9 protein-coding genes are annotated in these 14322 nt (G+C 51.2%); 4 read left to right on the forward strand and 5 right to left on the reverse strand.

What is annotated here, in order from left to right; all coding sequences use genetic code 11:
- Positions 1-3 precede the first annotated feature (3 nt).
- The 5 genes from ACP3TC_RS20810 to ACP3TC_RS20830 form a co-directional block, all read right to left on the reverse strand.
- Positions 4-2073: an EscV/YscV/HrcV family type III secretion system export apparatus protein gene (locus tag ACP3TC_RS20810; RefSeq protein ID WP_426817169.1), complete on the reverse strand. Its 2070-nt coding sequence runs from the start codon at positions 2071-2073 to the stop codon at positions 4-6.
- 33 nt (positions 2074-2106) lie between these two features.
- A complete protein-coding gene (gene sctW, locus ACP3TC_RS20815) occupies positions 2107-3231 on the reverse strand; it encodes a type III secretion system gatekeeper subunit SctW (protein WP_426817170.1) in 1125 nt (374 codons plus the stop codon).
- The gene (gene sctC / locus ACP3TC_RS20820; RefSeq protein WP_426817171.1) at positions 3228-4862 is read right to left on the reverse strand and encodes a type III secretion system outer membrane ring subunit SctC; all 1635 of its coding nucleotides are present in this window, start codon (positions 4860-4862) and stop codon (positions 3228-3230) included. The genes sctW and sctC overlap by 4 nt, the downstream gene beginning before the upstream one ends.
- Before the next feature lie 14 nt (positions 4863-4876).
- On the reverse strand, positions 4877-5647 hold the full coding sequence (locus tag ACP3TC_RS20825) for a helix-turn-helix domain-containing protein (protein ID WP_426817172.1): 771 nt from the start codon (positions 5645-5647) through the stop codon (positions 4877-4879).
- A gap of 233 nt (positions 5648-5880) precedes the next feature.
- The gene (locus ACP3TC_RS20830) at positions 5881-7275 is read right to left on the reverse strand and encodes a NarK family nitrate/nitrite MFS transporter (protein ID WP_426817173.1); all 1395 of its coding nucleotides are present in this window, start codon (positions 7273-7275) and stop codon (positions 5881-5883) included.
- Between the two features lie 306 nt (positions 7276-7581).
- On the opposite strand from ACP3TC_RS20830, the gene ACP3TC_RS20835 reads away from it, so the two are divergent.
- The 4 genes from ACP3TC_RS20835 to narI are packed head-to-tail and all read left to right on the forward strand — an operon-like array spanning position 7582 to position 14292.
- Positions 7582-11358: a nitrate reductase subunit alpha gene (locus tag ACP3TC_RS20835; RefSeq protein ID WP_426817174.1), complete on the forward strand. Its 3777-nt coding sequence runs from the start codon at positions 7582-7584 to the stop codon at positions 11356-11358.
- Positions 11355-12890: a nitrate reductase subunit beta gene (narH, locus tag ACP3TC_RS20840; protein WP_426817175.1), complete on the forward strand. Its 1536-nt coding sequence runs from the start codon at positions 11355-11357 to the stop codon at positions 12888-12890. Before ACP3TC_RS20835 ends, narH begins: the two co-directional genes overlap by 4 nt.
- The gene (gene narJ / locus ACP3TC_RS20845; protein ID WP_426817176.1) at positions 12890-13615 is read left to right on the forward strand and encodes a nitrate reductase molybdenum cofactor assembly chaperone; all 726 of its coding nucleotides are present in this window, start codon (positions 12890-12892) and stop codon (positions 13613-13615) included. Before narH ends, narJ begins: the two co-directional genes overlap by 1 nt.
- The gene (gene narI, locus ACP3TC_RS20850; RefSeq protein ID WP_313854926.1) at positions 13615-14292 is read left to right on the forward strand and encodes a respiratory nitrate reductase subunit gamma; all 678 of its coding nucleotides are present in this window, start codon (positions 13615-13617) and stop codon (positions 14290-14292) included. Before narJ ends, narI begins: the two co-directional genes overlap by 1 nt.
- Positions 14293-14322 lie beyond the last annotated feature (30 nt).

Raw genomic sequence — 14322 nt, forward strand, 5'->3', positions numbered from 1 at the left:
TTATTATTGAATTGATTTGATTACATCAATTGAAATGCCTTCTGAAATTTCGCCAAAAGAAAGCACCTCAAGATTTTTAAATTTATTTTCCAGAAAGCGTTTCACAAAGCGTCGGATATCGACTGACGCCAGAATGACGTAGTCCTTCTGCGACATCAGGATGTCGCTTAAGCCGAGGGTAAAAGTGTCCATTAACTTTTCAGAAGCCGCTGGTTCCAGATTAAGAAAAGTTCCGGCGGCGGTACTGCGAATTCCCTGACGCAAGGTCTCTTCCATCTCAGCGGAAATTAATACCGCCTTCAGGGAATTACCGACGGCAAATTTATGACTGATATAACGACAGAGAGAAGTGCGCACGTGTTCCACCAGGGTAATGACATCTTTTTCTCGTGGTGCCCAGACGGAGAGAGACTCCATGATCAACTTGGTGTTTCGCACCGAGATTTTCTCGCCGAGTAGTCGCTGCATCACTTCCGATGCCCGTTGCACCGTGGTGTGGCGCATCACTTCTTTAATCAGATCGGGATAGTCTTTCTCCAGCTTATCGATATGTGCTTTGGTCTCCTGCACACCAAAAAACTCACTCACATTGCGCACCAGCGAGTTAGCAATGCAGTAATAGAGCTCGTCAACCGGTGTCCGGGTGTGAAAACCCAGCTCGGTAAGCAGCGACCGCTGTTCAGCGGCAACCCACACTACACCGCCATAGTTGACCGGTTGAATACCAAGATGCTCAAGCTCATCAGAGACGTTCACCACGGTAATTTGTCCGAGCAAAATATCGAACTGTTCAGCCTGAATTTCATTAATCAGCAAAGCGACTTTGTTCTGCTGCTGATTTTCAGTCGAACGAATGACAATCGCTGGCAGATGGATGCCGTAATCGACAAAAAACTGGCTGCGAAACCGTTCGGCGGCATCCAGCTGGGTCAGATAATCACCGGCCGACGGGTTAACCCGCAGAATAAGCGGAATGGTCGTCGGGGTAACCTGGTCAAGATTTTCAATTAATCCCAGCTGGGTATCGGCATCAGCAGCAACCGGGCTCGCCTCATTCACTGCATCGTTGTTTTGCTTCACGCTACCCGGCTTGCCGCCCGCCGATTTATTGTTCGCTTCACGCCACTTTAAGAAAAACAATCCTCCAGGAATCAGCGCCAATAGCAGAAAAATAAACAGCGGAAAGCCAGGTAAAAAACCGATGGCGACGGCAATGATCGCCGCGATAATCAGGACAAACTGATTATTCATCAGCTGTGACATCATGGTGATACCCATATTGTCACCCTCGCCACTGACCCGGGTGACAATAAATCCGGCACTGATGGCAATCAGCAACGAAGGAATTTGCGCAACCAGCCCGTCACCAATGGTCAGCATGGTGTAGGTGGACAGCGCCGTGGACATATCCATGCCGTGCTGATTCACACCCACGCTGATGCCGCCAATAAAGTTGACAAAAATAACCAGAATACCGGCGATGGCATCCCCTTTAATAAACTTCATCGCGCCGTCAAAAGAGCCGTATAACTGGCTCTCTTTCTCCAGAATGCTGCGCCGCTGGGTGGCTTGTTCCGCATCAATCGAACTGGCACGCAGATCGGCATCAATACTCATCTGTTTGCCGGGCATGCCATCCAGCGAGAAGCGTGCCGCCACTTCCGCCACGCGCTCCGCACCTTTAGTGATCACCATAAATTGCACGATTGTGACAATTGAAAAAATTACGAACCCCACCACCAGATTGTCACCAATAACAAACAGACCAAAAGTGGCAATAATTTCTCCGGCATCGGCATCATTCAATATCAGCCTGCTGGTGCTAATCGATAATGCCAGTCTGAATAGCGTAGTAATCAGCAATACCGCTGGAAACGACGAAAAACTCAGAATACGATCAATATAAAAAGAAGAAAGAAACACCAGCGCCGAAATAACAATATTCAGCCCAATCAGGAAATCGACCAGATAGGTTGGTAAGGGAATAACCAACATGGCGATAATCATAACGACCAATAACAGAATAAATAATTCCGGATGCTTCCTCAAATTGATGAAAAAGTCATTAATCATGCTCAGTACCTGATATACCAACGAGGATGAATATTAATAAGTTCTGCTCTCTGCCAGTTCAGCTTGATAGCCGTGGCCGATCAACGATATAAAGTGTTGATACAACAATTGCTGCTGGTCAAAACTGTCAAAAATTCCCGATGGGAATTCGCGGACAAAGTGATATATCTTCTGGATAAAACACACTTTTTCTCTTGGTGACATCCGACTTAAGACATTGTTTCCCAACTGTCTCAACTGATCGTAGAGCAGCCCGGCATCATGTAAAATGGATAATATAAACAGTAGCCAGTCATCTTCAGAAAAATTAAAGCGTTTAAGAAAACTATCTTTACTGGCACGCTGGATAAATAAATCCTCGCTTGAACGAATCAACTTTATTTGTGTCAGACGCCCCAGTAAATTACCAAATTCAATATCGGTACATCCCGGATCGCTGGCATTCATATCTGCCAGCAACGCAGCCTCCATAAAGTTGATCAGCATGCGACGTCTGTCCCCGCCAAACATTAATACCCATCCCTGATATATTTTTCGCTCATTCTCGTTACTTTCAATAAAATTACGATAGCTTTCACGAATAACAGCCGGTGACAGTTTTAATTGCTTACTCATTAACCGCGCTTTAAGCGCAACATTAATTCCTGACTTTAGCCGCGTCGGGCAGGCATCATCTTCGGCAATCGCCAGCGCCTGCTCTATAATTTCACGTTCAATTTCTAAGATATTGCGATGTTTCAGCATCTCTCGCAGGGCAACCACCCGATTACTTTCATCGGGAAACAGACTTCTTGCCTCGTGCAGTAATAGCGCGGCAGATTTTGTTTGCTGCGTTTTTATCACCCGCCACAGTGCGGCAATCTTTGCTTCGGCATCATCATCCAGTAGCTCGTAGATCTCTGCCGCAGCAGAAAAATCACAGCGCCCGGCAATATCCCTTAGCCTGCGTACCTGGCTGATAAAAACAGAAAACTCATCAACGGATTTCAGAAAGTTTTCCGCGCTGACAATCAGACCATCGTTATCAACCGCCCCACCGGGATGACCGGCAGAATTTGCCAGCGGCTTGCTCAACTGGTCACTCAGTATTGTGCGCGGTTCTGGCAACAATTGCCCAGACAGCAGCGGTCGGGTCAGCGCAGCAATTGGGCTGGTCACCGTTGCGCATCCAGAAAATTGTTCATCCAGTCAAATAGCGGAGCCTCAGCAGGCTTATTGCGTAGCCCGGCAACCAGCCGCGTACTGTCGCGTGATTCACGGCCATCGATCTCTTTAGGCTGAATCAGAAAGACGCGTACCATATTGGCATTGCGGCTCTGACGATAACTGAACAGGCCGCCAATCAGCGGCAAATCTCTTAGCCACGGAATTCCCTGGCGTAAATTACTGTTTTCATCGCGGGTATAGCCCCCGATCAGCAGGCTTTTGCCTTTCGGCACGCGGGCCACCGTGCTGATATTGGTTCGGCCAACTTCCGGCAGGCTGCTCTCTTTATCATTTTCCTGACGATACTGATTGCCATCTTCAACGCTCAGCATCATTTCTATTTCTTCCGCATCGGTAAATCGCGGTAAAACACTGAGCGATGTTCCATAGGTCACATGCTCAAGGCTGGTGCTGCGTTCGCCAATCAGTTTGGTATAGAACGTGCGGCTGTTGTCGAAAATTGCCGGGACGTTCTCCTGCGTCAGCAACATTGGGCGTGAAACCACATTGGCGCGATTTTGCTGCGACAGAGCCATAATCGCCGTCATAAAGCTGGCTCCATCAACAGTGCTGGAGATACCCCCATTAAACGAGGCGCCAAACTGATCGGTTAAATTAAGCGTACCGCGCCAGGTCACGCCCAACTGCTCCAGTTCATCTTTCTGCAGATCGATAATCCACACCGACATTTCTATATGCCGTTTTGGTACATCCAGCAAATTCACCAGCCGCTTAATATTACTCAGCTGCTCAGCGGATCCTTTAATTAGCAGGCTGTTGTTATCGGGATTAGCAATGACCACCATCTCGCTTTCAATCGCAGTGCGCACTGCCGGTTGCAGCGCTTTTTCTGCCACTTCATCACCGAGGGCTGGTGCTTCTGTATCCTCTTCCGCGCCGCTCTGCAGTTCGGTTGTTGGTCGGTTTTCTACCTGAGTGGTCGCGATACCGTTAAAAGTTAACGCCCGAATCACCGAAGCCACGCCGGGAATGGTAATCACTTCATCACGAAATTTATATTTTCGATCTTCCACGAAACTGTTGTACAACGGGATCGCCGACAGGCTGGTTGCTTCAACATCTGTTACCGCCAGCTGATCAAGATAAGCAGCCGTCTGCATGACCAGCATAAAATAGACCGGCGGCCCGGCGAGATAAAAAGTCTGGCTGCCGGGTTCAGTTCGCAGCGGATAGCGATCATCATAAAGATCGGAAGCCAGCAGAAACTTTTGCAGTTCCGCTACCGAGCTGTTTTTCAGCCGAACAACGCCATTTTTTAATTCGCTGGCGTCATAAATATAAATAGTATTCCCGTCGTAATACCAGACCAATCCCATATTGTTGGTGATATTATCCAGCAATGCCTGCGGAGCGGAAAAATCAAAGTTACCGCTGATTCTTTTCTTTGCCGCCAGGTTACTGACAATAAAGGGTGTTTTCATTCTGGCGGAAAGCGCATCAAAAAACTGTTTAACACCGTCTTTTGCGGTAACGTAGCCTTGGGCAGGCATTTTTTCTTCAACCGGTGTAACGGCAATTGCCAGACAGCAGTACATAAAAGAAACCGCCAAAAAAAGTAGCATAAGCGATGACCGTTTCATTTAAGTAACTCACAATTGATCATTTTTTTTAAATCCCGTGGCGGAATACCGAATCTGTTTTTAACATCTCCGGAGAAATGCGATAACGAGGCATAACCATGCTTCATCGCGATGGCCGTCAGATTGTGCTCATCATCCATAATATCGAGAATGGCACGAATCAGACGCCAGTCACACATTTCCACTTTTGCCGTATTTCCCAACGCTGATTTACTTAAACGACGAAAATGTGAAACGGAAAGTCCGTAACGACCACCAATTTCCCGCAAAGATTTATATTCGTCCGATCGGGTCAGTAAATAATTAACTATCCAGTAGCATTCATTATCTCGAATCAACTGGACGATATTATCCATACCCTGACACTGCTTAACACTCTGGCTAATTAACCAGTATTCAAACTTTTTACGCGACAGCTCTTCAGGACGTCGGTAGCGGCTGAAACCAAATAACGTCTCCTTTTTTTTGGTCTGCCCGGCCGTGCGGCTGCCGGCATCAATAAAAGCCTGCAATTTTGCCATTGCAATAACCTTTAATTCGACTCCCTGCACGCTACCGGATTCGATCAGCACTTTTCTACTTTTTACCGCAAACATGCCCGCTTCACCGGCAGCCAGATGTAAACGAGCACAGCAATCATTCTGGCTGACGATGATTTCGCACCCTTCCATTACTCCGGCTTCAAACCAGAATAAACGCGTCGCGATAGCTGAAAGTTCATCGCCTGCGGCATAACTCACCGGAGATAAGAAATCGCCCGCATACATCGTATTTAAGTCCTTTTAGTCTGACGTCCGCTGAGAATCGACCGTTCACTCACCGCGAGAAAAGTGAATGGCGCATCTGCGCACCGATTTTACTCTGGCGCTGATTATGTCTGGTTAGTACAGGGCAAGCCTGATGAATGTTTGATTAAATATCGGCTAAGCGGGCTGGAGCGGAAGAGAAAAGGGCCAGCAAGTGTGGCCCTGAAGAGTCAATTGTGGAGTAGTGCAGGCCGTTACGAGATAGATTTACGAATATAGCACCACCAGGTAATCACGCCGCAAATCGCATAGAACAGCAGAAACAGTTTTAAAGCCCCTTCTGCCGATCCGCTCAGCGCCAGTGAAGTACCAAACGCTTTTGGAATAAAGAAGCCCCCGGCGGCACCAATAGCAGAAATAAATCCCAGCGCGGCCGAAGAGTCTGTGGCGGCTTCCTGCGCTGCCTGTTTTTCGCTGCCTCCGGCCTGTTTAACCCGACGCAGCGTATCGGCGCGAATAATCACCGAGATCATCTGGAAGGTGGAACCACTGCCCAATCCGGCGGTAAGGAACAGACCAAGGAATACCACAAAGAAAGCGCCAAATGTGCCCTGATGTCCTTCACCCGGCAGCGTAAAGAAAATCAGCGTGGCGAAAATCACCATCATCACAAAATTGATTAAGGTGACTTTCGAACCACCAAAGCGATCGGAAAGCGCGCCACCGACCGGACGAGCCAGCGCGCCAATTAATGGCCCCCAGAAGGCGTAATGCAGAATGACCACATTTGGAAATTGAGTCTTGGTCAGCATGGCGAAACCGGCAGAGAAGCCGATAAAAGAGCCAAACGTAGCCAGATACAATAACGCCATAATCCACATGTGCGGACGTTTCAATACCGGCAGCTGTTGAGCCAGTGACGCTTTCGCAGTGGCGATATCATTCATCAGAAACCAGGCGGCAACGGCGAAAATCACCAGCGGCGGCACCCAGATAAATGCCGCATGTTCAATCCAGCGTACATCACCGGACGGGCTAACCTGACCGGCACCGGAAAACGAGCCAAAAATCGCAACGCTCATCACCAACGGCGCAACCAGTTGCATCACGCTGACGCCAAGATTGCCGAGGCCGCCATTTAGTCCCAGTGCGCCACCCTGCAAATGTTTTGGATAGAAAAAGCTGATATTTCCCATACTGGATGCAAAATTACCGCCAGCCACGCCACATAATAAAGCGATAATGACAAATACCCAATAAGGGGTAGTTGGTTGTTGCACCGCAAAACCTAACCAGATAGCTGGCACCACCAGAATAATAGTGCTGAAAGCTGTCCAGCGGCGACCGCCAAATATAGGAATTACAAAGGAATAGGGCACGCGCATAATTGCGCCTGCCAGCGCAGGAAGCGCCGTCAGCATAAATAACTGGTCGGTGGTGAAACTAAATCCGGCTCCGGGTAAGTAAAGCGCAACGGTACTGAATAACATCCAGACGCAGAACGACAGGAGTAAACAGGGAATTGAAATCCAGAGATTTCTGGCGGCAATTTTCTTTCCACTTCGCTCCCAAAAATTTTTATCTTCGGGGGTCCATGTAGCCAGCACACCGCGGGTGCTTTCGGCTTTAATGTCATTTTTATACGACACAGATCAATATCCTCTCAATGTTTTCTGACATGCTATTGGGAAAATTTGACCAGCTTTGAGACATCACTTTTGCCGAGTGAATTGAATTCTGGTTGATCGCAGGTGAGTTTGTAAAGTGTTCTGTGAAATTAATTTCTACTCACTTCGGGTTAGAGAGACAGTAATTTCATTATGTCGCCGACCCTTATTGAATAGTCAGCTTACGAACTGAAATTTTATTAACTGATCATGCCAAAAAAACGCGTTTTATTCGCGAATGATAATAAATCGTTTTTGCAGTTATTTGATCTGTGAGGAGTGTGTCGAATGAGTAAGTTTCTGGATCGGTTCCGATATTTCAAGGAACTGGCAGAACCCTTTGCCGATGGTTATGGTCAGACGCTGGCAACCAACCGGGACTGGGAAGACAGTTATCGTCAACGCTGGCAGCATGACAAAATCGTTCGCTCCACACACGGTGTGAACTGTACGGGATCATGCAGCTGGAAGATTTATGTTAAAAACGGCCTGGTCACCTGGGAAACTCAGCAAACCGATTATCCAGAAACTCGCCCCGACCTGCCGAATCACGAACCGCGTGGCTGCCCGCGTGGTGCCAGTTATTCATGGTATATCTACAGCGCCAACCGCCTGAAATATCCTCAAATTCGCCAGCAGCTGCTGGAAATGTGGCGTGAAGCACGCCAGCAGCATCAGGATCCGGTAGATGCCTGGGCAAGCATTATTAACGATCCTGAAAAATCAAAACGTTACAAACAAGCGCGCGGGCGCGGCGGGCTGGTGCGCTCCAGCTGGGCGGAAATGAACGAGCTGATCGCCGCCGCTAACGTCTATACCGCGAAAACCTTCGGCCCTGACCGCATTGCCGGCTTTTCGCCGATTCCGGCGATGTCGATGGTTTCTTATGCCGCCGGTGCGCGCTATCTGTCATTAATCGGTGCCACCTGCCTGAGCTTCTATGACTGGTACTGCGATTTGCCGCCAGCATCACCGATGACCTGGGGTGAGCAGACCGACGTGCCGGAATCCGCCGACTGGTATAACTCGTCTTATCTGATTGCCTGGGGTTCAAACGTCGCGCAGACCCGTACTCCGGATGCCCATTTCTTTACCGAAGTGCGCTACAAAGGCACCAAAACCGTCGCAGTGACGCCTGATTATGCCGATGTCGTGAAGCTGTGCGATCAGTGGCTGGCACCAAAACAGGGTACCGACAGCGCAATGGCACTTGCGATGGGCCACGTGATTCTGAAAGAGTTTTATCTGCAAAAGCCGAGCAGTTATTTCCTGGATTACGCCCGCCGCTACAGTGATTTACCGATGCTGGTCATGCTGGATCAACGCGAGGATGGCTTTTATGTCGCCGGACGTCAGCTGCGCGCCGCCGATCTGCTCGGCGCTCTCGGTGAAAACAACAATCCGGAATGGAAAACTATCGCCGTCGATCAACAAGGCGATCTGGTTGCGCCACAAGGCTCAATTGGATTCCGCTGGGGTGAGCAAGGCAAATGGAATCTTGAACAGCGCGCGGGCAATGATGGCCGTGACGTCACGCTGCAACTGTCGCTGCTCGGCCAGCATGACGAAATCGCCAATACGCTGTTCCCTTACTTTGGCGGAATTGAAAGCGAACACTTCCGCCCGGTGGCACTGTCAGATGTCATTTCACATCCGATCGCCGCGAAACGTATAACGCTGGCTGATGGCAGCAGCGCGCTGGTTGCCAGCGTATTTGATTTAACGCTGGCAAATTACGGTATTGCCCGCGACTGGGGCGATGCAAAAGTCGACGACAGCCAGAGCGCCAGCGATTACAGTGAAATTAAAGCCTATACGCCAGGTTGGGCAGAAAAAATTACCGGTGTGCCGCAGCAGGATATGATCCGCATTGCGCGCGAGTTTGCCGATAATGCTGATAAAACCCATGGTCGTTCGATGATTATCGTCGGTGCCGGTATCAACCACTGGTTCCATATGGATATGAACTACCGTGGCATCATCAACCTGCTGGTGTTCTGTGGCTGCGTCGGTCAAACCGGCGGTGGCTGGGCGCACTATGTCGGCCAGGAAAAACTGCGTCCGCAGACCGGCTGGCTGCCACTGGCGTTCGCCCTTGACTGGACGCGTCCGCCGCGCCAGATGAACGGCACCTCATTTTTCTACAATCACTCCAGTCAGTGGCGCTATGAGACCCTGAGTACGGAAGAGATCCTTTCCCCGCTGGCGGATAAAAAACGCTACAGCGGCAGCCTGATTGACTTCAACGTGCGCGCCGAGCGTATGGGCTGGCTGCCTTCGGCACCGCAGCTGGATACTAACCCGCTTGGGCTGGCGAAAGCCGCCGCCGCCGCCGGTCAGACGCCGAAAGAATATCTGGTGAATGCACTGAAATCCGGCGATATCCGCTTTGCCGCTGAACAACCGGACGCGCCGCAGAACTCACCGCGTAACCTGTTTGTCTGGCGATCAAACGTGCTTGGCTCTTCCGGTAAAGGCCATGAATACATGCTGAAATACCTGTTGGGTACCGAGCATGGCATTCAGCAAACCGACCTCGGTGAACAAGGGCGTCAGCGTCCGGAAGAGGTCGAGTGGCTGGAACAAGGCCGCGAAGGCAAGCTGGATCTGGTGGTTACACTGGATTTCCGTATGTCGACCACCTGTCTCTATTCCGACATCGTGCTGCCTACCGCCACCTGGTATGAAAAAGACGATATGAATACCTCGGATATGCATCCGTTTATTCACCCACTGTCGGCGGCAGTTGATCCCTGCTGGGATTCACGCAGCGACTGGGAAATTTATAAAGGGATAGCGAAAGCCTTCTCGCAAGTTTGCGTCGGCCATTTGGGAGTGGAAACCGATGTGGTTACCGTTCCGTTGCAGCACGATTCCGCCGAAGAGCTGGGGCAAACCGGTGATATTAAAGAGTGGAAAAAAGGCGAGTGCGATCTGATTCCAGGTAAAACCGCGCCGAATATCGCGGTAGTCGAGCGTAATTATCCGGAAACCTATGAGCGCTTTACCTCGCTTGGTCCGCTGATGGATAAGCTTGGCAACGGCAGCAAAGGCATTTTCTGGAATACCGAAGAAGAAGTGGAGCTGCTGGGCCGGCTGAATCGCCGCCATGAAAGCGGCAGCGCGCAAGGACGTCCGGTGATCAACACCGCCAAAGATGCGGCTGAAGTGATTCTGACGCTGGCACCGGAAACCAATGGTGAAGTCGCGGTAAAAGCCTGGCAGTCACTGGGCAAATTTACCGGCCGCGACCATGCCCATCTGGCACTGCCAAAGCGTGAAGTAAAAATTCGCTTCCGCGATTTACAGGCGCAACCGCGCAAAATCATCTCCAGCCCGACCTGGTCAGGCCTTGAAGATGAACACGTTTCTTATAACGCCGGTTATACCAACGTGCACGAGCTAATTCCGTGGCGCACCCTGAGTGGCCGTCAGCAGCTGTATCAGGATCACCCGTGGATGCTGGCGTTTGGTGAAAACCTGATGGTGTATCGCCCACCAATCGATACCCGCAGCGCGCAGCCGTTGCTTAACCGTAAGTCGAATGGCAACCCGGAAAAAGCGCTGAACTTTATCACCCCGCACCAGAAATGGGGTATTCACTCTACCTACAGCGACAACCTGTTGATGCTGACGCTGGCGCGCGGCGGCCCGATTGTCTGGCTGAGTGAAGACGACGCCCGCGATTTGGGGATTGAAGATAACGACTGGATCGAAGCGTTTAATACCCACGGTGCGCTGTCGGCACGCGCCATCGTCAGCCAGCGCATTAAACCTGGCATGGTGATGATGTATCACGCGCAGGAACGACTGGTGAATATTCCTGGCTCCGAAATTACCGGCCAGCGCGGGGGAATTCACAACTCGGTGACCCGTATCAGTCCGAAACCGACCCATATGATTGGCGGTTATGCCCAGCAAGCCTACGGCTTTAACTACTACGGCACCGTCGGTTCAAACCGCGATGAGTTTGTCGTGGTGCGCAAAATGCGCCGTGTCGACTGGCTGGATGATGAAAACAGTGACAGTGAACAAGCGGCAGTGGCCAAGGGGACAGTGAAATGAAAATCCGCTCACAAGTTGGCATGGTGATGAATCTGGATAAGTGCATTGGCTGCCACACTTGCTCAGTCACCTGTAAAAACGTCTGGACCAGCCGCGAAGGCATGGAATATGCCTGGTTTAATAACGTCGAGACCAAACCCGGCCTCGGCTACCCGATTGACTGGGAAAATCAGGAAAAATGGAAAGGTGGCTGGATTCGCAAGATCAGCGGCAAATTGCAGCCGCGTCAGGGCGGACGACTCAGCATTTTGGCCAATCTGTTTGCTAACCCGCATATGCCGCAGATCGATGATTACTACGAGCCATTCGATTTCGATTATCAGCATCTGCACACCGCGAAGCCCGGTAAAGCACAGCCGATTGCGCGGCCGCGCTCGCTGCTGACCGGCAAACGGATGGATAAAATCCATCGCAGCGCTAACTGGGAAGACGATCTCGGCGGCGAGTTTGCCAAACGCTCAAAGGATCAAAACTTTGAGCATATCCAGAAAGAGATGTACGGCCAGTTTGAAAGCACTTTTATGATGTATCTGCCGCGTCTGTGCGAGCACTGTCTGAACCCAGCCTGTGCCGCCAGCTGCCCAAGTGGTGCCATCTATAAACGTGAAGAAGATGGCATCGTGCTGATCGATGAGGATAAATGCCGTGGCTGGCGCATGTGCGTCAGCGGCTGCCCGTACAAAAAAATCTACTTCAACTGGAAGAGCGGCAAGTCTGAGAAGTGCATTTTCTGTTACCCGCGCATTGAATCAGGCATGCCAACCGTCTGTTCCGAAACCTGTGTCGGACGTATTCGCTACCTCGGTGTGGTGCTGTACGATGCCGATGCCATCGAGCAAGCCGCCTCGACTGAGAATACGCAGGATCTGTATGAGCGCCAGCTGTCGGTATTCCTCAACCCTCATGATCCGGCGGTGATTGCACAGGCAGAGAAAGATGGTGTTCCGATGAGCGTTATTGAAGCTGCACAGCGCTCGCCGGTGTACAAAATGGCGATGGAATGGAAGCTGGCACTGCCGCTCCATCCGGAATATCGCACCCTGCCGATGGTATGGTATGTGCCGCCGCTGTCGCCAATTCAGTCTGCCGCCGATGCTGGCGTGCTGGAACAAAACGGCGTGCTGCCGGATATCGATTCGCTGCGCATCCCACTGCAATATCTGGCGAATCTGCTGACGGCCGGGGATACCAAACCGGTAGCACTGGCGCTGAAACGTATTCTGGCGATGCGCCACTATAAACGCATGGAAACCGTTGAAGGCAAGCACGATATCAGTGCGCTGGAAGAGGTCGGCCTGACTGAACAGCAAGCGAAAGAGATGTATCGCTATCTGGCGATTGCAAACTACGAAGATCGTTTTGTGGTGCCTTCCAGCCACCGTGAACTGGCGCGCGATGCCTTCCCGGAACGCAACGGTTGCGGCTTTAGCTTTGGCGATGGCTGCCACGGCAGCAACAGCAAATTCGACTTGTTCAACGCTAAACGTATTGATGCGATTAACGTTGATGCCAAAACCACGGGAGGCCGCTAATGAGATCGTTACTGATACTTTCCCGATTACTCGACTATCCCGATGAGTCTCTCTGGCAGGCAAAAAGCGAACTGCTGGAAGCCGTGGATGAGCTAACAGAACTTAACGCCAGCCAGCAGGCAGTGCTGAAGCGCGTGATTGAGTGGCGTATCTCTGGCCGCCTGTTAGATGCACAGGCCGACTACGGTAGCCTGTTCGATCGTGGCCGATCGCTGTCGCTGTTGCTGTTTGAACATGTACATGGCGAATCACGCGATCGCGGCCAGGCAATGGTCGATCTGCTGGATCACTATCGCAAGGCCGGATTCGATCTGAACAGCAATGAGCTGCCGGATCATCTGCCGCTGTTTCTCGAATTTCTCGCGCAGCTCAGCAGCGAAGAAGCCATCAGCTGGCTGGAAAGCATTGCGCCGATTCTGGCGCTGCTGGCAGCACGCCTGCATCAACGCGACAGTCATTACGCACTGCTGCTGGATCTGTTAACCCAGCTCTCCGGCAGCGACGCCAGCAGTGAAAACCTGCAACACCAGGTCGGGCAAGAGGCACGTGATGATACCCCCGCCGCGCTGGACGCGGTGTGGGAAGAAGAACAGGTACGTTTTATGGCAACCCAGCAGGGTGATTGTGGCGAGACGCGTCAGCATCAGCAGCGTTTTTCCGGCGCTGTGGCTCCGCAGTATCTCAATATTGAGCAAGCACAGCCGAAGAATCGGGAGAGAAAATAATGTCGTTCTTTAACCTGTTTTTCTTTGATATCTATCCGTATATCGTCGGTACTGTCTTCCTGCTCGGTAGCCTGCTCCGCTACGACTACGGTCAGTACAGCTGGCGCGCCGGTTCGAGCCAGATTCTCGATAAACGCTGGATGCGCCTGGCGTCGAATCTGTTTCACATCGGCGTGATCGGAATTTTTTTCGGTCACATAGTGGGCATGCTGACACCGCACTGGATGTATCAGTCGTTCCTGTCATTGCCCGCTAAACAGTGGATGGCGATGGTGCTGGGCGGCATCTGCGGCGTAACCATGTGGATTGGCGGCATGATGCTGCTGTATCGCCGCCTGTTTGTTGCCCGAGTGCGTGCCTCATCCAGCGTCGCTGATATTTTGATTCTGGCGCTGTTAATGGTGCAGGTGACACTTGGACTCGCCACCATACCTTTTTCGGCGCAGCATATGGACGGCAGCGAAATGATGAAGCTGGTGAACTGGGCGCAGCACATCGTGACCTTCCGCTTTGGTGCGTCACAATACCTTGATGGCGTGGCGCCGATCTTCCGCGTGCATCTGATCACCGGTATGACGCTGTTTCTGCTGTTTCCTTTTACGCGTCTGGTGCATATCTGGAGCGTGCCGCTGGAATTTATTACCCGCCGCACTCAGCTGGTGCGTAAAAGAGGCTAACCGCACAAAATTAACGGCATCCCCGGCGGG

The sequence above is a fragment of the Winslowiella sp. 2C04 genome (assembly GCF_050037805.1).
GTDB lineage: Bacteria > Pseudomonadota > Gammaproteobacteria > Enterobacterales > Enterobacteriaceae > Erwinia > Erwinia toletana_A.